Source organism: Amycolatopsis marina (genome assembly GCF_900111885.1).
In the GTDB taxonomy this organism is placed as follows: domain Bacteria; phylum Actinomycetota; class Actinomycetes; order Mycobacteriales; family Pseudonocardiaceae; genus Amycolatopsis; species Amycolatopsis marina.
On the sequence record NZ_FOKG01000001.1, the window covers coordinates 385,162 to 401,642 of the forward strand.

At 66.0% G+C, this 16,481-nt stretch carries 20 protein-coding genes; 12 read left to right on the top strand and 8 right to left on the bottom strand.

Annotated features, from left to right (window positions below; all coding sequences use genetic code 11):
* The first annotated feature begins 152 nt into the window (after positions 1-152).
* The 4 genes from BM199_RS01940 (at position 153) to BM199_RS01955 (ending at position 3,763) form a co-directional block, all read left to right on the top strand.
* On the top strand, positions 153-1,550 hold the full coding sequence (locus BM199_RS01940; protein ID WP_091668488.1) for an MFS transporter: 1,398 nt from the start codon (positions 153-155) through the stop codon (positions 1,548-1,550).
* 352 nt (positions 1,551-1,902) lie between these two features.
* Positions 1,903-2,313 (top strand): hypothetical protein, encoded by a 411-nt coding sequence (locus BM199_RS01945; protein ID WP_091668491.1) that lies wholly within the window; start codon positions 1,903-1,905, stop codon positions 2,311-2,313.
* Positions 2,314-2,360: 47 nt separating this feature from the next.
* Positions 2,361-2,855 carry a hemerythrin domain-containing protein gene (locus tag BM199_RS01950; RefSeq protein WP_177242434.1) on the top strand — a complete coding sequence of 165 codons (495 nt, stop codon included), beginning with the start codon at positions 2,361-2,363 and terminating at the stop codon, positions 2,853-2,855.
* A gap of 113 nt (positions 2,856-2,968) precedes the next feature.
* Complete coding sequence (locus BM199_RS01955; protein ID WP_091669638.1) at positions 2,969-3,763, top strand: hypothetical protein; 795 nt, start codon at positions 2,969-2,971, stop codon at positions 3,761-3,763.
* 12 nt (positions 3,764-3,775) lie between these two features.
* Here BM199_RS01955 and BM199_RS01960 read toward each other — a convergent pair whose 3' ends face one another.
* A complete protein-coding gene (locus tag BM199_RS01960) occupies positions 3,776-4,522 on the bottom strand; it encodes a class I SAM-dependent methyltransferase (RefSeq protein ID WP_091668497.1) in 747 nt (248 codons plus the stop codon).
* A 179-nt stretch (positions 4,523-4,701) separates the two neighbouring features.
* On the opposite strand from BM199_RS01960, the gene BM199_RS01965 reads away from it, so the two are divergent.
* Positions 4,702-5,520: an alpha/beta hydrolase family protein gene (locus BM199_RS01965; RefSeq protein ID WP_091669641.1), complete on the top strand. Its 819-nt coding sequence runs from the start codon at positions 4,702-4,704 to the stop codon at positions 5,518-5,520.
* Between the two features lie 17 nt (positions 5,521-5,537).
* Here BM199_RS01965 and BM199_RS01970 read toward each other — a convergent pair whose 3' ends face one another.
* Entirely contained in the window at positions 5,538-5,981 is a 444-nt protein-coding gene (locus BM199_RS01970; protein WP_091668499.1) for a GNAT family N-acetyltransferase, read from the bottom strand.
* 74 nt (positions 5,982-6,055) lie between these two features.
* Between BM199_RS01970 and BM199_RS01975 the strand changes: the two genes are divergently transcribed.
* The gene (locus tag BM199_RS01975) at positions 6,056-6,619 is read left to right on the top strand and encodes a GNAT family N-acetyltransferase (protein WP_091668502.1); all 564 of its coding nucleotides are present in this window, start codon (positions 6,056-6,058) and stop codon (positions 6,617-6,619) included.
* 51 nt (positions 6,620-6,670) lie between these two features.
* On the opposite strand, the gene BM199_RS01980 is transcribed toward BM199_RS01975, so the two are convergent.
* From BM199_RS01980 to BM199_RS01990, 3 genes are all read right to left on the bottom strand, one after another.
* The gene (locus BM199_RS01980) at positions 6,671-7,252 is read right to left on the bottom strand and encodes a pyridoxamine 5'-phosphate oxidase family protein (protein WP_091668505.1); all 582 of its coding nucleotides are present in this window, start codon (positions 7,250-7,252) and stop codon (positions 6,671-6,673) included.
* Between the two features lie 58 nt (positions 7,253-7,310).
* Positions 7,311-7,658 (bottom strand): MmcQ/YjbR family DNA-binding protein, encoded by a 348-nt coding sequence (locus BM199_RS01985; protein WP_091668508.1) that lies wholly within the window; start codon positions 7,656-7,658, stop codon positions 7,311-7,313.
* A 176-nt stretch (positions 7,659-7,834) separates the two neighbouring features.
* On the bottom strand, positions 7,835-9,532 hold the full coding sequence (locus tag BM199_RS01990; RefSeq protein WP_091668510.1) for a bifunctional metallophosphatase/5'-nucleotidase: 1,698 nt from the start codon (positions 9,530-9,532) through the stop codon (positions 7,835-7,837).
* Positions 9,533-9,766: 234 nt separating this feature from the next.
* On the opposite strand from BM199_RS01990, the gene BM199_RS01995 reads away from it, so the two are divergent.
* Positions 9,767-10,495 (top strand): VanZ family protein, encoded by a 729-nt coding sequence (locus BM199_RS01995; protein ID WP_245788075.1) that lies wholly within the window; start codon positions 9,767-9,769, stop codon positions 10,493-10,495.
* 135 nt (positions 10,496-10,630) lie between these two features.
* On the opposite strand, the gene BM199_RS02005 is transcribed toward BM199_RS01995, so the two are convergent.
* Entirely contained in the window at positions 10,631-10,990 is a 360-nt protein-coding gene (locus tag BM199_RS02005; protein WP_091669644.1) for a VOC family protein, read from the bottom strand.
* A gap of 37 nt (positions 10,991-11,027) precedes the next feature.
* On the opposite strand from BM199_RS02005, the gene mug reads away from it, so the two are divergent.
* The 3 genes from mug to BM199_RS02020 all read left to right on the top strand — a co-directional run bounded on the left by mug (position 11,028) and on the right by BM199_RS02020 (position 14,661).
* Positions 11,028-11,624, top strand: coding sequence for a G/U mismatch-specific DNA glycosylase (gene mug, locus BM199_RS02010; protein WP_245788076.1), 597 nt, complete (start codon positions 11,028-11,030; stop codon positions 11,622-11,624).
* A 211-nt stretch (positions 11,625-11,835) separates the two neighbouring features.
* Positions 11,836-12,621 carry a LuxR C-terminal-related transcriptional regulator gene (locus tag BM199_RS02015; protein ID WP_245788077.1) on the top strand — a complete coding sequence of 262 codons (786 nt, stop codon included), beginning with the start codon at positions 11,836-11,838 and terminating at the stop codon, positions 12,619-12,621.
* Positions 12,622-12,798: 177 nt separating this feature from the next.
* Positions 12,799-14,661 (top strand): acyl-CoA dehydrogenase, encoded by a 1,863-nt coding sequence (locus BM199_RS02020; RefSeq protein ID WP_091668517.1) that lies wholly within the window; start codon positions 12,799-12,801, stop codon positions 14,659-14,661.
* Positions 14,662-14,740: 79 nt separating this feature from the next.
* Here the strand turns inward: BM199_RS02020 and BM199_RS02025 are convergent, their stop codons facing one another.
* Positions 14,741-15,253 (bottom strand): SRPBCC family protein, encoded by a 513-nt coding sequence (locus tag BM199_RS02025; RefSeq protein WP_091668520.1) that lies wholly within the window; start codon positions 15,251-15,253, stop codon positions 14,741-14,743.
* A complete protein-coding gene (locus BM199_RS02030; RefSeq protein WP_091668523.1) occupies positions 15,250-15,582 on the bottom strand; it encodes an ArsR/SmtB family transcription factor in 333 nt (110 codons plus the stop codon). The genes BM199_RS02025 and BM199_RS02030 overlap by 4 nt, the downstream gene beginning before the upstream one ends.
* A 173-nt stretch (positions 15,583-15,755) precedes the next feature.
* Here BM199_RS02030 and BM199_RS02035 point away from each other — a divergent pair, with 173 nt between their 5' ends.
* Positions 15,756-16,031, top strand: a complete 276-nt coding sequence (locus BM199_RS02035; protein WP_091668527.1) for a GlsB/YeaQ/YmgE family stress response membrane protein — start codon at positions 15,756-15,758, stop codon at positions 16,029-16,031.
* 132 nt (positions 16,032-16,163) lie between these two features.
* Positions 16,164-16,460, top strand: a complete 297-nt coding sequence (locus BM199_RS02040) for a GlsB/YeaQ/YmgE family stress response membrane protein (protein WP_091668530.1) — start codon at positions 16,164-16,166, stop codon at positions 16,458-16,460.
* The last annotated feature ends 21 nt before the right edge of the window (positions 16,461-16,481 follow it).

A 16,481-nucleotide genomic window follows, 5' to 3' on the forward strand; every position in this document is an offset into this window, starting at 1 on the left:
CTGCAGCCGGGGATCAATCATGCACCAATAGTGCACGATTTCGTGCAGAAGATGAACCTGGAAGAGCGCTCTCGGGTGCCGTAGAACTGCCAGTAGCGGATGGTTCACGCAAGCAGTGGAAGGTCACCCTGGTGCGCAACTCTCAACCAACAATGCCCATCGACCAGGGCATTACGGCAAGGAACTGGGCAACCCTCGGCGTGCTGGCGATCGTCATGTTCCTGGGCGGGACCGATATGACGAAGGTGGCCGTCGCCCTTCCGGCGATGGCATCTGACATCGGTCTGGGACCGATAAACACCTTGTGGGCGGCAGACAGCTACGCGTTGGCTGCCGGCGCGAGTCTCGTGCCCAGCGCGGTGCTCGCTGACCGGTATGGACGCAAACGCATCTATCTCACGGGACTCGGGGTCGCCTTGGCCGCTGCCGCCCTGGCCACGATGGCGGAGTCATCCGAAGTGCTCATCCTGACCCGCGCGGGCCAGGGGCTTGGCAGCGCGATGCTGATCGCCGCAACCGTGGCAATTATCAGAATCACCTTCCGTGGTAGCGATCATCGAGCCGTGGCGTATGGCGTGTGGACAGCCAGTTTCAGTGCGGGTTCAGCGCTGGGGCCCATGCTCGGGGGAGCCCTGGTGGAACTCGGTCACTGGCGATGGGTCTTTCTCGTCAACCTCCCAGTACTTGGCGTGTGCCTCATCCTGGCGCTGATCGTCCTGACCGAGTCCAAGAATCCCGACGCCCCGGTCCTGGACGCGGCCAGCACTCTGCTCTCGGCAGGTGCTGTTGGTTTACTGATCGCGGGCTTGAAAATGCTGCCGGAACAGCAGATTCCATTCTGGACCACGATAGTTGTCCTCGCCGGAGGAATGGCCGCAGCCGTGAGCTTCGTAATCCGTCAACTACGGATGTATCGGCCCTTTCTCGACGTACGACTGTTCACGCAGCGCAACTTCGCAGTCGCCGCAGTCGTGGTTATGGTGACCAACGGTGTGTTCACCGCAGTGATCTTCATCCTCACGCAGCGCTTTCAGCTCGTCCACGGCATGTCAGCCGTCCACGCCGGAATCACCCTGATGCCGCTGGCGATCTCCAGCGCACTCGGAGGAATCGTCGGCCCCGCCACACAACGCCGGCTAGGCCAGAACAGCACACTCGTCTGCGGGGTCGCGCTGACCTCTGTCGGCCTGCTGCTCCTCACCACCGTGGGACCAGCCATTCAAATGATTACCTGGCTGTTCATTGGTGTCGGAGCGGGAGTCGTGATGGCAATCGGAGCCAACGCCATCATGAATGCCGCCCCCGAACAGCGAACTGCCGACGCCGGTGCCGTGCAGGAGAGCAGCTTCGCTCTGGGGGCCGGCGGCGGCATCGCGACGCTGGGAGCACTCTCCATGTACCTGGACCAGACACAAGGCATCCCCGGCCCAAGCGGGTTCTATGACCAAGGAGCCACAGCAGCACTGGCGATAGCAGCCATCGCCTACACCTGCTTCGCCATCGTCGCTGCCGTGGTGCTTCTAGGTGGCAGAAAGGAAGCTGAAAAATGACCTCGACGAATAGGTCGATCCGTACCCTGATAAAGAAAATTTCAAAGGTGATCCGCGAGTTCGCGACGGGGATCGATACCTGGAGCGCTGTCCGGCACGGCGTCGTCTCGCTCGACGATCAGCCTCGTTCCGAGCACAACTCTGAAAGCTCGCATGTATCCCGCCGACAGCCTGGACTGCCGCGGGGTTGAACTCGTCACGCTCGATGCTGTGTGCTTGTGCCGCCGCATCCCGCGCGAACCCGTGTGGCGCCAGACGGATTTCGCCGTGCTCCCGTACGTGCACCTCGAGCCCCATATTCCAGTACCGGGAGGGCCGTAGGAAGGCTTCCATCTTCTGTGACCATGAGTAGATGGCTACGGTGGCACGGTTGGTGACTTGCGTCGATATCGACGGGGACGTTGAGAGCAGGACTCAGCTGAGTGTCTCGGCACGCCTCGTCGCCGAACTCAGCGACGGCGGCCATGTCGTCCTTCTCGGTGATCGCGGGTGGAGCTCATCCATCAGCCACACCTCGGAGGCCATCCTCGATATATGGACCCACACCTCACTTGAGGACATCAGCGAGACCGCACGCATGGTGGTCGGCCCGGACGAACCACCCGCTGATCGCTCCCGGGAGGACATGGCAGCCGACCACTGGGCGTCGCTGCGGGAAACCCTTGAGCGACACGGCATCACCGCTGACGTCGTCAAGTTGCGACACCTGCCACACGATGTTGTGCCCAGCGCGCGTTTGCTCGCCCGTATCGGCCACGGTTAACCAGTCGGGCTTGCCCGAAGTTCAGTGGAATGGTCGAATCATCGGTGATGACGCAGACACGGGGGGCAGCCGACCGGCTGCGGCGGCTGGGGGACGAGCTCGTCGCCATCCACGACCGGCTGCGCGGAGATCTGCGGCAGGTACGGCAGCAGATCGAGGACGGAACCGCGCCGGCACACTCAGGATCCTCCCTTTCCGTGCACTGCCTGGCTTTCTGCTCAGCGCTGACAAGGCACCACACGGGCGAGGACGCGGGGGCGTTTCCCCAGATCGCCGACCAGTTTCCCGAGCTGGCACCGGTGATCACCAAACTCGAGCAGGACCACGCGATGATGTCCGGACTGATCGCCGACCTCGAACGCGTGGTGTCCGCGCTGGCCGACGACCCGTCACTGCAGGAGCGGACCCGACTGCTCAGCCACCTCGACGGACTCACGGCCATCTGCGACTCGCATTTCGCCTTCGAGGAGCGCTCGATCCGGGAGGCGCTCAACGAACTACAAGGCGAGCACCTGCCCGAAGATCTCTTCGGGCAGCTCTGACGGAGCTCCAGCATCGGTCGTCAGCGTGTCCCCCCTTCACCGGATCGAGTCGGATAGGCGCAGGTACCCCGGGTACTCGAGGATCAACTCGATACCGACGTGGGGTGGAAACCATGCAAGTCAAAAGTGCTCAACTGCCGCCCATCCAGCACAGCGCTGACAAGCTCTTCACCAGCGACAACGCGGTGATCCTGCTCGACGGCGCGTCCGCGTTCGTGCCCGTGCCGGTATCGGCGAGCACCTACGCGGACCATCTCGGCAAATCACTGCACCACAGCCTGTCCACATATCCCGACGCCGACCTGCGCGCTTCCCTCGCCTGGGCCATCCAGGAAGCGGCCCAGGAACTCGGCCTGGACCCCGCCGAGTCGCCCTCCAGCACAGTCACGATCGTCCGGGAACTCGACGATCATCTGGACCTGCTCGTCCTCGGCGACAACCTGCTCGTGCTGCCCGACGAGACGGTGACCGACGATCGCGTCGACCGGCTCGATCTCCCGCCGCGTCGCAAGTACCGCGAACGCCTCGCTGCCGGAACGGGCTACGACGAGGAGCACCGGGCTGTTCTCCGCGAACTGCAGACCCAGCAAGCTCAGCGCCGCAACCGTGTCGGCGGCTACTGGACAGCCGGAACCGACCCCGCCGCAGCCTGGCAAGCTGTCACAAGGCGGCGCTCGAGCAGCGCGACACCGTGGGTCGTCCTGGCCAGTGACGGCGCCTACAACACGATGCACCACCTCGGCATCACCGACTGGCCCGCGCTCGTCGAAGCCGATGCCGAGGAACTCACCACGACGCTCATGCGCTGTCAGTGCTGGGAAGCGACAGACGATCCCATGGGAATCGCGCTGCCCCGTGCGAAGTGCCACGGTGACAAGAGCCTCGCGGTCCTCACCTTCGCCGAGTGACCCGGCCTGGCCTCATTCGCGAGTTGCGATGAAGATCAGTTCCGGGCTGTCCGGGCCGACGGATTGCCGTCCCCAGTCGCCGAAGACCTGATCCACGGAAAACCCGGTTTCGGTCAGCGAGCGGGTCAGTTGTCCCTGTGTGCGGAACCGGAGTTCACCACCCGAAACCAGCTCCTCACCGGTCGACACGACGAGGTAGTGCATCTGGAAGCGCACCAGATCACCGTCCACGTCGGTGACCTGGTACCACACCTTGACCTTCCCCAGGCCCGCTGCGACCGCATGCCGTGGTTCTCCTTCGGTCGCTCCCGAAACCGTCCAGCGGTGCACGCCGGGATTGCGGGTCTCGAACGCGATTCGGCCGCCCGGACGCAGCGCTCGGTGCGCACCGGCGAGGGTCCTGTCCCATTCGGCATGATCCGCGATCACCTGAGCCACGTGCCCGTTCATGACAACCAGGTCCGCCTGCTCCGCATCGAGCAGGCTTGCGTCCCCCTCGATCCACCGCACCAGGTCACCGCCAGGACGGTTGCGGGCATAGTCGATCATCGCGGGCGACGGGTCGACACCGATGACATCGTGCCCACTGGCGGCGAGGTCGCAGGCCAGCAGCCCAGTCCCGCATCCGATGTCGATAACCGATGACGCCGAGAATTCCGCCGCGAGTCCGAGATAGAAGTCCGTGTCCCGCCGGTGTGTGCACAACGGGTCGTAAAGGGTTACGAGGCGGGGATCCGTGTACTCGCTGAAGTCGGCCACGACAGTGCACGGTATTGCCGCAGGGGCTGGCCCGTCGCGCGAATTTCGGCGATGAGCACGCTGCCTGGGCCGGCGCAGCGCCCGTCGGGTCGAGGGCCATAGGGTCGGATTGGTCACGAAGACCGAGCGAAGGAGCCTGCCAGGTGGTCCCGGGAGATCGACCGACGGAGCTGGCTTACTTGAGGACCGGCCTGGTGGAGTACCGGCTGAAACGGCGCGCGGGCCCAGTTGTACTGGTACTGCACGGCGGCCATATGCGGGCCGGGCTCGTCCTCGGCGAGGACGCGTTGGCCGACCACACTGTGCTCGCCGTCTCACGCCCCGGATACGGCCGGACGCCGGCGTCCAGCGGCACCAGCCTGGAGGGGTTCGCCGACGCCGTCCGAGACCTTTGTGAACACCTCGAGATCCCGCATCTCGCGGGAGTGGTGGGGACCTCGGCGGGCGGACCGTCCGCACTCGTGCTGGCTGCTCGACACCCCGAACTGGTGGGTCGAATCATCCTGGAGAGCGCTTTGGGTTTCCTGCCCTGGCCCGATCTCCGCACTCGCATTGGTGCGGCCATCGCCTTCGCCCCGATAACGCAACGCGGCACCTGGGCGGTTGTGGGAAAGCTGCTGCGGCGTTCGCCTGCTTCCGGACTACGGGTCATGCTGGGATCGATGTCCACCCTGTCCGCGGCTGAAGTGTTGGCCGAACTCGACAGCTCCGATCGCACGGAGTTGTCAGAACTGTTCTCCCGGATGCGCTCGAGTCACGGGTTCCGCAACGACCTGCGGCAACTTGCGAAACCCATTCAAACAGTCCCCCGTCAGCCGACACTGATCATTGCGACCCGTTCCGACGGCGCGGTGCCCTTCGCCCACGCGCAATCACTGCTGGCGACATTACCGAACGCGGAACTCGTGGAAAGTCGCGCCGATACCCACCTGATCTGGTTCGGGAGGGACTACCCCGAGATCACCGATCGCATCCATGCCTTCCTCGCAAATCGGTAGTGCCGACGTCCTGGTGCTCAACGCAGGTACCGCCGCCAGCCCTGCGCGATCGGCTGGAATCCGCACGCGGAGTAGAACGCGTTCACCTCGGGATCGCCGAGGTCGGACAGCAGATGCACCTTGTAACACCCGGCCTCGTCCGCTAGTTCGACGGCGCGGCGCAGCAGGGCCCGTCCAACTCCCCGCCGCTGGTGTTCGGCGGCGACCACGACGTTCTCCACCAGCATGATCGGCTGCGCCCTGCGCGTCAGGTAGGGCAGGATCACGCAGTCCACGGTGCCGGCGAGTTCCGCGTCCGTGTCCGCGACGAGGACGGTCCTGCCCTGCTGCGCGGCGATGTGCTGCCAGGTCTGCCGCGCGTGCTCCGCGTCCAGGGGCTCGTCGTCCGGATGCATCTCGGCGTACAACGCGAGCAGACCGGGCAGATCCTGCTCCTGAGCCGGGCGAATGGTCAGCGGCATGAGTCAAGACTACGAAGGACTTGGGCCGAGAAAAACTCGGCGACGCCTGATCGTGTCACTGCTACGTTCGTTGAATGCTGCGGCCCGTCTATCCTCTCCAGACTTCTCGTCTCAACCTTCGGCCCTTCACCCCCAGCGATGTCGCCGACACGCACGCCATTCACTCCCGGCCGGATGTCGTGCGCTATCTGTACTGGGACGTCCGGTCGGAGGACGAGGTCCGCGAGATGGTCGAGCGGCGCATGGACAATGTGCGGATCGAGCAGGAGAACGACGCCCTTGTTCTCGCCGTTGAACGAAAGGACACCGGTCAGCTGATCGGTGACGTGCTCCTGCAGTTGAACAGCCAAGCCAATCAGCAGGGCGAGGTCGGATACGTGTTCCACCCCGACCACCACGGGCAGGGCTTCGCCCGCGAAGCCGCCGTGGAAATGCTGCGCCTGGGCTTCGAGGAGTTGCAGCTGCACCGGATCATCGGCCGTTGCGATGCTCGCAACACGGCATCCTCCGGGCTGCTGAAGCGACTGGGAATGCGCCACGAAGCCACGTTGGTGGAGAACGAGATCGTCAAGGGCGAGTGGTGCAGCGAGGCCGTCTACGCGATGCTGCGTACCGAGTGGGCCAACTCGCGTACCTGAACGTCGAACTCGTGTGCGTGAACTGCAAAGTCGAGCGCCGGAAGTGCAAAGTCAGGTGGGGCGGGGTGGGACGGGGAGGGGGAGGGCTGGGAGGCCGTCGATGCTGGTGCCGTTGTACGGCTTGGTTTCGCAGTAGGCCCTGAACTCCTCGTCGGTCTTGCGGCCGAAGTTGTCGGCGTGCAGCGTGCGCTCCTCGCGGTAGTCCATGAACGGCACCGCGAAACCGCAGGTGTCGCTGATCAGTCCCGCTCGCACCAACACGATCGCGCGCAGGCCAGGACCGTCGGCATCGGCGAAATGGACGATCAGCTCGTTCCAGCGCGGATCGTCGCGGAACACCGCCTCGCCCTGTCCGTGCACTCGGACGATCTTCGGCGGGCCGGTGAAGGCACACCACATCAGCGTGATTCGGCCGTTCTCCCGCAGGTGCGCCAGCGTCTCTGCATGGCTGCCGCCGAAGTCCAGGTATGCCACCGTCTGCTCGTCGAGCACGGCGAGCGTGCCTGCCCTGCCCTTCGGCGAGAGATTGACGTGCCCGTCCGCGCTCAGCGGAGCGCTGGCGACGAAGAAGACCGGCTGTGCCTCGATGAAGCTCCGCAGCCGCCCCTCGATCCGCTCGTAAACTTTCCCCATGCGCGCATTATGCGCGTACGACCAGCAGTCGTACGGGGATGACTGCCCCATCCCTCGGTCAGTCCACTGGGGAGTCGAAGGCTTTACGCAGTTTGACCGGCGCCTTGATTCGCCACGCCTCCTCGAGCAGCTCGCGCAACTGCGCCTCGTCCACCTTCTCCAGGTCCACGAGGATCGCACCGTAGCCGTCGTAGTGAGTGGTTGTGTAGAACGCCGGATCACCCGATTCGAGCAACGCGGCCTTCTCGTCCAGCCCGCACATCAGCACCAGACCTCCTTCGGCCTCGGTGCGCAGCCGGGCGAAACTCCGGCCCGCCACCTTCAGTGACGGCGTGCGGTACGACGTCGACTCCTCGACTTCCGGCAGCTCAGCGGCGATCGCGACCACGTGTTCCCAGGTTGGCATGCTCGGATTCTCCGTCTCCGGAGCACGCCTGTCTTGGCGAAATGGGAAGCCCGGTTCGAGGCGGAAGCCCAGTGGCTGGTCTTCGCGAAATGCCGCAGAAACAACCTCGGCAACAGCAACGCCAGCTCACGGGCCGCCTCGGGGGTGATCGCCTTCCGAGGCGGCCCTGAGCTTGATCATGCGACGACGGTGATCCGCCCCGGGGGTGGGGGCGCAATGCCCGGGTTCGCGCCGAAGTAGGCGATCAGCGCGTCCAGGTCCACCGGACCGCCGGACAGGTTCGTGCCGTTGGTGAGCTCGGTGAACCCGTCTCCACCAGCGGCGAGGAAGTTGTTCACCGAAACCCGGTACTCCGCGGCCGGGTCGACCGGCGTGCCCTCGATGGTCATGTTCGAGACCTTCGACCCGATCGGCGCGGACGCCGAGTAGGTGTAGTTCAGCGTCGAGGAGATCTGCAGGATTCGCGTGGCGTCCGCCTGCCACTGCTGCTCCAGCACCCGCTTCAGCTGCTCGCCGGTGAGGGTGATGGTCTGCATGATGTTCGAGAACGGCTGCACGGCGAACGCCTCGCCGTACGTGACGACGCCGTCGCCCTCCCCATTGGCCGAGGACTCGTAGACGAAGTCGGTGCGGATCCCTCCTGGGTTGGTCATCGCGATCTGTGCGCCGTTGGTGCGTGTCGCTTCCAGCTGCGCGTCGGCGATCACCGAGCCGAGCGGGGACTCGCCGGACTCGCCGCCGGCACGGACGAGGTCGGCGGTGATGGTGCCGATCGGCTCGTTGGCGATCGGCGCGGCCTTCTCGTTGGCCCGGTCGATCAGTTCGAGAACGTCGGCGTCCGCCTCGACATCCCTGGTGACGATCTCGTTGTGCGCCTTGGTCTTGTCCCGGACCACGTCGCGGGTCTTCCGGTCGATGGTGAGGTCGACGACGGACAGCAGCCTACCGAAGGACGCACCCTGGAGCACCGGGCGCGGGTTGCCTGCGGGGTCGTCGATCATGCAGCTGTACTGCTGGTGGGAGTGCCCGGTGAAGAAGGCGTCCACCTGGGGCGCGGCCTTCTCGGCGATCTGCGCCGCGGGACCCGGTGTGACCGTGCAGTCGTTCGGACCGCCACCCTCGGTGTTGTCACCCTCGTGCAGCAGCACGACCTGGGACTTCACGCCGAGCCGATCGAGGAACCGGGAGGACCGGTTGATGGCCTCCACCTCGTCACCGAACTCGAGGCCCTCGATGGCCTCGGGTGTCACCACGGTGGGCAGATCCCGCAGTGTGGCGCCGATGATGCCGATGGGCACTCCGCCGGACATCTCGATGCTGAACGGCAGGACAGCGGGAGCACCGTTGTCGAAGTAGATGTTGGCGCCGAGGAACGGGAAGTCCGCACCCTTGTACTTGCGGTCGAACTGGCACCCGTCCTCCGGGTGGCAGCCGCCGAACTGCATCCTGCGCAGCTCGTCGTAGCCCTCGTCGAGTTCGTGGTTACCGACCACCGACGCCTCGACATCGAGGTCGTTGAGGAACTCCATCGTCGGCTCGTCGTGGAACAGCGCCGAGATGACCGGTGAGGCTCCGAGGCTGTCTCCCGCGGAGAGCACCATCGAATTGCGCACCTCGTCGCGCAGGCGTTGCACGTGTGTGGCGATGTACGCGGCACCCCCCGCGTCCACCGTCGAGCCGTCCGGCAGGCGGACGCGCCCGGAGGACCCGGCGGGCGGCTCCAGGTTGCCGTGCAGGTCGTTGAACGCGATGATCCGCACATCGGTGGTCCGCTCTGGCGCCGCACTCGCGGGGGTACCCGCATACGCGACGGTGGCCAGCGCGGTGGTCGCGATCGCGACAACGGCACGCAGCAGCCGGGGTGATCTGGTCATTGTTCCTCCGCATCAGCGTCCTATCCCCTTGGGGACGCACATGGCGGAGGAGTTTGCCTGGTGAAGTGGCGCAGGAGAAGAGATCCCGCCATTTCGATGGGAAAGTGCCGCACTCGCCCATATCCGGCAACCGGGAGGACACCGTTCGGCCATCGTCCATTCGGCCGACCCGATGGGTCGCGTCCGGCTCTTCGACCGAGGTCGGTGACCCGCTTCGACTCATAACTTCGAGGCATGACGACGGCACAGGCAACGGCTCTGCAGTACGGCTTCCTCGGGTTTCTCGCGGTGTGGGCGACTCTGCTGGTCCCGCAACTCCTGCTGCACCAGGCCCACTACGGCCGAGTCCAGCCTGCCCGCGTAACGCGAACCGCGGTCGTCACGCTCTACGCGTGCCTCGCACTGGCTGTCGTGCTGCTGCCACTGCCGTCCGCCGGAGATCCACACCTGAGCCAGAACGTCCAGCTGGTGCCGCTGCAGTGGATCGCCGACGTCGTCCGCGAGTCCCAGAGTTCGGCAAGTCCGATCACGACACTGGCGTTCGAGCAGCTCGCGATGAACGTGCTCCTGTTCGTCCCACTCGGGGTCTTCGCCAAACTGCTCTGGCGGCGCCGGTTCGCCGGAGCCGTGGGGATCGGCCTCGGGGCGTCCGCATTGATCGAGATCACCCAGCTCACCGCCAACTTCGGCACCGCGCCGTTCGCCTATCGGATCTTCGACGTGGACGATCTGCTGTCGAACACGACGGGAGCGGCGCTCGGCTGGATCCTGGCCGCGCTGTTCGCGCTACTGCGCTCGCTGAGTGCGGTCAGTGCCAGTACTGCGGTGACCGATGTTCTGCCCGCACCGGCAACAGCACCGGGTCCGGCTCGCCCAGTCTCGCCAGCCGTGCCCGTCTACGCAGGACGTCTCGCCGCTGCGCACGCCGGTCCTGGTGCGCGACAGTGGCAGCAGCAGCGATGAGGACGATCAGGACGAGCGCAAGAACCAGGGCGATGTCAGGCATTGTCCGCGCCAGCCCCCTTGCCGCCGTCTTGTGTGACAGGTCACACAGCGTACGCAATCGAGCGCGACTTGGCCACCCCGGCGCGGCACGGCTCAATGTGGCGGCAGGACGCAGAACTCGTTGCCCTCCGGGTCGGCGAGCAACACCCACGGATGACGGGACTCGTCGGAGACCACGGTCGCGCCGAGCCCGACCAGCCGTTCGACCTCGTCGTACTGGCCACCGTCGTCCGGGACGATGTCGAGGTGCAGCCGGTTCTTGACGCGCTTCTCCTCCGGCACCGGCTGCAGTAGCAGCATGGGCCTGCCCGGCGCGCCGAGCTCCACATACGTCCGCCCGTCGGCATCCTGCCAGCGGCGCAGCACCTCGTACCCGAGTGCCGCACACCAGAAGGTGGCCAGTTCCCGACATCGGCGGCAGTCGATGACAACCGCGAGAATTCTGCTCGGCATTCAGCGTTGTTACCCCGGCAAGGGCAGACTCAAAGCCGTGCGACAGGAGAAGCGGCCGACCAAGGACGAACTCGCCGCGGCGTACAACCGGGCGATCCCCGATGTCATCGCCCACGGGCTGCGGGTCCTGTTCTGCGGCATCAACCCCGGCCTGTACTCCGGTGCCACCGGGCTGCACTTCGCCCGGCCGGGCAACCGCTTCTGGCCCGCCCTGTACGCCGGCGGATTCACACCACGTCTCCTGCATCCCAGTGAGGAGATGGAGCTGCCTGCCCTCGGCCTCGGCATCACCAATCTCGTCGCACGGACCACCGCTCGCGCCGACGAGCTGACACCGGAGGAACTCCGCGAGGGCGGCCGGCTGCTGCGGAAGAAGGTCGCCGAGTACCGGCCCGCGTGGCTCGCCGTGGTGGGTATCACGGCATACCGTGCCGCATTCGGCAGGCCGAAGGCCGCCGTGGGCAGGCAGGACGAGCGGATGGGCGAAACGAACATCTGGGTCCTGCCGAATCCGAGCGGCCTCAACGCGCACTGGACTCCCACGACGCTGGCAGCGGAGTTCCGCCGACTTCGACTGGCAACCGACATCTCCGGCATTCGTGACAGCTCAGACAACATCGGTACCGAAAGGTAACGCCGAGTACCCGGCCGATCGCGGTTTCGGCCGTGTGACCCCCCTCTCGGGGGAACCTGCGTCACGGAATCGATGAATGACCATCAAAAGCGTCACGGGCTGCTTCGTCCCGAGTCACACCGGGGAGCAAGGGACGGCTACTCAGGGGAGCACCGCCAGGAGGTGGTGGGCGAACGCACCCTGACCAGGGTGAAGTGGAGATGGAGAGTCAATGGCGCACATCATGGGCACGAACCGAGGCCAGCCGCAGGTGCCCACCCGCGCCACGCGGGGCCTGAGCGTGGCCGCGATCGACCCGATCCCGATCTTCCGGGAGGGCCTCGCCGTATTGATGCAGCGAGCCCAGGGCCTGCAGTGGGCCGGCTACGCCGCGTCCCACCACTCGGCCCTCCAGCTGTGCGAGCAGGTCCGGCCGGACGTACTGCTGCTCGACTCCGGCATGGACCCGCAGTGCCACCTGTTGCGGCTGCTCGTCGCGGGCGACACGTCGATGTCGGTCGTCGTCCTCGTTCGGGAATCGACGCGCACCGCGGAGTACCTGACGTGTGCGATCGCCACCGGAGCCCATGGCGTGGTCCTCCGGTCCGGCGAGCCGAGGCGGGTCGCGGAGGCCATCCACCGAGCACACACCGACCGCCGTTTCGTCGACCCCGCCCTCACGGCGCTCATCGCCCGGCCCAAGCGCCAGCCCGTGCCGGACAACGGGGACGGGTCCGGTCCCGCACGCGGGCAGATGCCGCTGTCCCGCCGGGAGTACCAGGTACTGCAGCTGGTGGCCGAGGGCATGGAGAACTCCGCCATCGCGAAGGTGCTGTACCTGTCGGTGGAGACCGTACGCACACATGTCAAGAGCATCCTGCGCAAGCTGTCCGCCCGGGACCGCACACACGCCGTGACGACAGCCTTCCGGTCCGGCCTGCTGGTGATACATCCGGACGACTCGCTGAAGCAGCCCGTGAACTCCCGGCCCGAGCGCACCTCGAACACGGTCGCCTGACACCTGTCGGTCAGCAGGATTCGTCACAAACAGGCGAATCGGCTTGCCGACGGTTACTCACAGGTAATATGCTGATGTTACCGGCCAGTAGGGCAGCGATGTCCGCGGGAATGACGTGCACTGCCGGCATGCGACCACAACACGGCAACCGGCACCGCAGGGAACACGGAGAGACGAATGGGCCACTACAAGAGCAACGTGCGAGACCTGGAGTTCAACCTCTTCGAGGTACTGGGCGTCCAGGACCGCCTCGGTAAGGGCGTGCTGGAGGAGTCCGACGAGGAGACGGCCCGCGGGGTGCTCTCCGAGTTGAACAACCTGGCGGTCGGCCCCCTGGCCGAGTCGTTCGCCGACGCGGACCGCAACCCGCCGGTCTACGACCCGAAGACGTTCTCGGCCACGCTGCCCGAGTCGTTCAAGAAGAGCTACCAGCAGCTTTGGGACGGCGAGTGGTGGCGGCTCGGCCTGCCCAACCACCTGGGCGGCTTCGGCCTGCCCCCCACGGTGCAGTGGGCCGCGTCCGAGCTGATCCTCGGCGCCAACCCGGCACTGTTCATGTACATGGCCGGCCCGAACTTCGCGATGATCGTCGACAAGAACGGCACCGACGAGCAGAAGCGCTGGGCGCAGCTCATGATCGACCGCGCCTGGGGCGCGACGATGGTCCTCACCGAGCCCGACGCCGGATCCGACGTGGGCGCGGGCCGCACCAAGGCCGTCCAGCAGGAGGACGGCTCCTGGCACATCGACGGCGTGAAGCGGTTCATCACCTCCGCCGACCAGGACATGACCGAGAACATCATGCACCTGGTGCTGGCCCGTCCCGAGGGGCCGGGCATCGAGACCAAGCCGGGCACCAAGGGCCTCTCGCTGTTCCTGGTGCCGAAGTTCCACTTCGACCCGGAGACCGGTGAGCCCGGTGCCCGAAATGGCGCCTTCGTGACCAACGTCGAGCACAAGATGGGGATCAAGGTCTCCACCACGTGTGAGCTGACCTTCGGCCAGCACGGCACCCCGGCCAAGGGCTGGCTGCTCGGCGAGGTGCACGACGGCATCGCGCAGATGTTCCAGGTCATCGAGTACGCCCGGATGATGGTCGGCACCAAGGCCATCGCCACGCTCTCCACCGGCTACCTGAACGCACTGGAGTACGCCAAGGAGCGCGTGCAGGGCGCCGACCTGCCGAACATGCTGAACAAGGCCGCGCCGAGGGTGACGATCACGCACCACCCGGACGTCCGCCGCTCGCTGATGCTGCAGAAGGCCTACGCCGAGGGCCTGCGCGCGGTGTACCTCTACACCGCGTCCTTCCAGGACCAGGTCTGGATTGGCGAAGGCGGCGATGTCTCTGCCGAGTCGCTGAAGCTGGCCGAGCGGGTCAACGACCTGCTGCTGCCGATCGTCAAGGGCGTCGGCTCCGAGCGGGCCACCGAGCAGCTCGTGCAGTCGCTGCAGACGCTGGGCGGCTCCGGCTTCCTGCAGGACTACCCGATCGAGCAGTACCTGCGGGACGCCAAGATCGACTCGCTGTACGAGGGCACAACGGCCATCCAGTCGCTGGACTTCTTCTTCCGCAAGATCGTCCGCGACAAGGGTCAGGCGCTGGCCCACGTCGCGGGGGAGATCACCAAGACCATCGACGCGGAAGCGGGCGGTGCTGCTGCTGGCCGGCTCAAGCAGGAGCGCGGGCTGCTCAAGCAGGCGCTGGACGACACGCAGGGCATGCTCGGCTCGCTGGTCGGCTACCTGACCTCCTCGCAGGAGGACCCGCAGAACGTCAACAAGGTCGGCCAGCACTCGGTGCGGCTGCTGATGTCCGCGGGCGACCTGCTGGTCGGCTGGAAGCTGCTGCAGCAGGCCGAGATCGCACTGGCGAAGCTGGACGCGGGTGCGTCCGGCAAGGACGTACCGTTCTACAACGGCAAGGTCGCCGTGGCGTCGTTCTTCGCCAGGACCGTGCTGCCGGAGCTCACCTCCCGCCGCGCGATCGTCGAGGCCGCCGACAACGACCTGATGGACGTCGACGAGGCCGCGTTCTGATCCACACCTGACCCGCCTCCCGCGGGATACTGGTCATGATGGCCGCTTCGGGCGAGTGTCCGAAGCGGCCATCGTGCTGTCAGGCGTAGGCGGGGGCGACCTCTTCGTAGCGGGTGGACCACAGGGGAATGGGCTCCTCTCCCAGGTGGGCCTCGAGCCGGTCCAGGTAGGCGTGCGTGCCCGGGATGAAGCCCTTCGCGTTGCGCGGCGACAGTCCGGAGTGCGTCAACGTCAGGATCGTCGCCTCGCCGTCAGCGGCCAGCTCGTAACGGACCACGCTGGCCTCGACGATCTGCTGGTTCCACTCGTGCTCGAGCACGGCCGTGCGACTGTCCGACGGAGGCTCCCAGACGAGAATCCGACCGGTCATTCGCTTGACCTCCGGCGGAACGGGCGGCTCGCTCGCCAACATGTCGATCACACCGCCCCTGCGCGGCTCGATCGTGGTCTCACCGAACCAGCTTCCGCGCTGGGCCGGGTCGGTCAGCGCCGCCCACACCGCCTCGACGGGGTACGGAATGCGACGCCGGAACGTCATCGTGGCGCGGTCGCCGTCGATCTCCAGGATTCCGTGCCGGGAGTATTCACTCATGGTTTCTGCACACCTTTCTCCGTTCCGTGCGTATCGGCGAGGTGTCGCTCGATCGCGTCGAGATGCGTGGGCCAGTAGCGCCGGTAGCGGCTGATCCATTCGTCGATCTCGACCAGCCCGTCCGCGCGCAGCGCGTACATGCGCCGTTGCCCGTCGGGCCGCATCTCGACCAGGCCCACCTCACGCAGGATCCGCAGATGCCGCGACACGGCGGGCTGGCTCAGGTCCGGGAGGCAGGCCACCAGCTCACCCGCGGCCCGCTCCCGCTCGACGAGCAGATCGAGCAACGCCCGCCGATGCGGTTCCGCCACTGCTTCGAAAACATCCACGGCAGAAGTATTACACAAGGCTTATATACGCGGAAGTGGATTCTTTGGGGAACCAGTGCTCCGCGTCAAGTTCGCCCCTCGAAGCGTTTGATCTACGAGAAGCGAGGTACCCCTTCGGCACAGACGGGCGGTCACCGGCAGGACCGCTCGAAGATGTCGGCAGAGGAGAAACGATGACCGTCACCGGAATCATCACCGCGATCGTGGTCGGCCTGATCCTGGGCGTACTGGGCAGGGCCATCGCTCCAGGCAAGCAGGGCATTCCGATCTGGCTCACCATCGTCGTGGGCATCGTGGCCGCGTTGATCGGCACCGCGATCGCCCGTGGCATCGGCTACGCCGACACCGATGGCTTCGACTGGCTCGAACTCATCACGCAGATCGTCCTGGCCGCGGTCGGTGTCACCCTCGTCGCGGGCATATACGGGCGAAAGTCGATTTCTCGATAACGCCTGCCGGGTCTGTCACCCGACCCGCGATCGGGTATCACCCGGTCGCGGGTATCCGGAGGCGGTCGGCAGCACTTGGTGCCACGCTTCTACCCCTGACCTGTGCCAACAGGACCTGCAGAAGGAGAAGGCATGCTTGGCGGAATCTGGGGCATCATCACGACAATCCTGGTCGGCCTGATCCTCGGTGTGATCGGGCGAATGCTCGCGAAGGGTGATCAGCGGATCCCGATGTGGCTGACCATCGTGGTCGGCATCATCGCTGCTTTCATCGGCAACTGGCTGGCCGGTGTGTTCGGTGTCGAGAACACACCCGGCATCGACTGGATCCGCCACGCGTTCCAGGTCGGCGCCGCCGTGATCGGCGTGATCGCGGCTGCCGCCGCTTATCCGAAGATCGCGGGCGGCCGGACGGCGCACAGGTCCTAGTAGCCCCGGTACGTTGCCTCG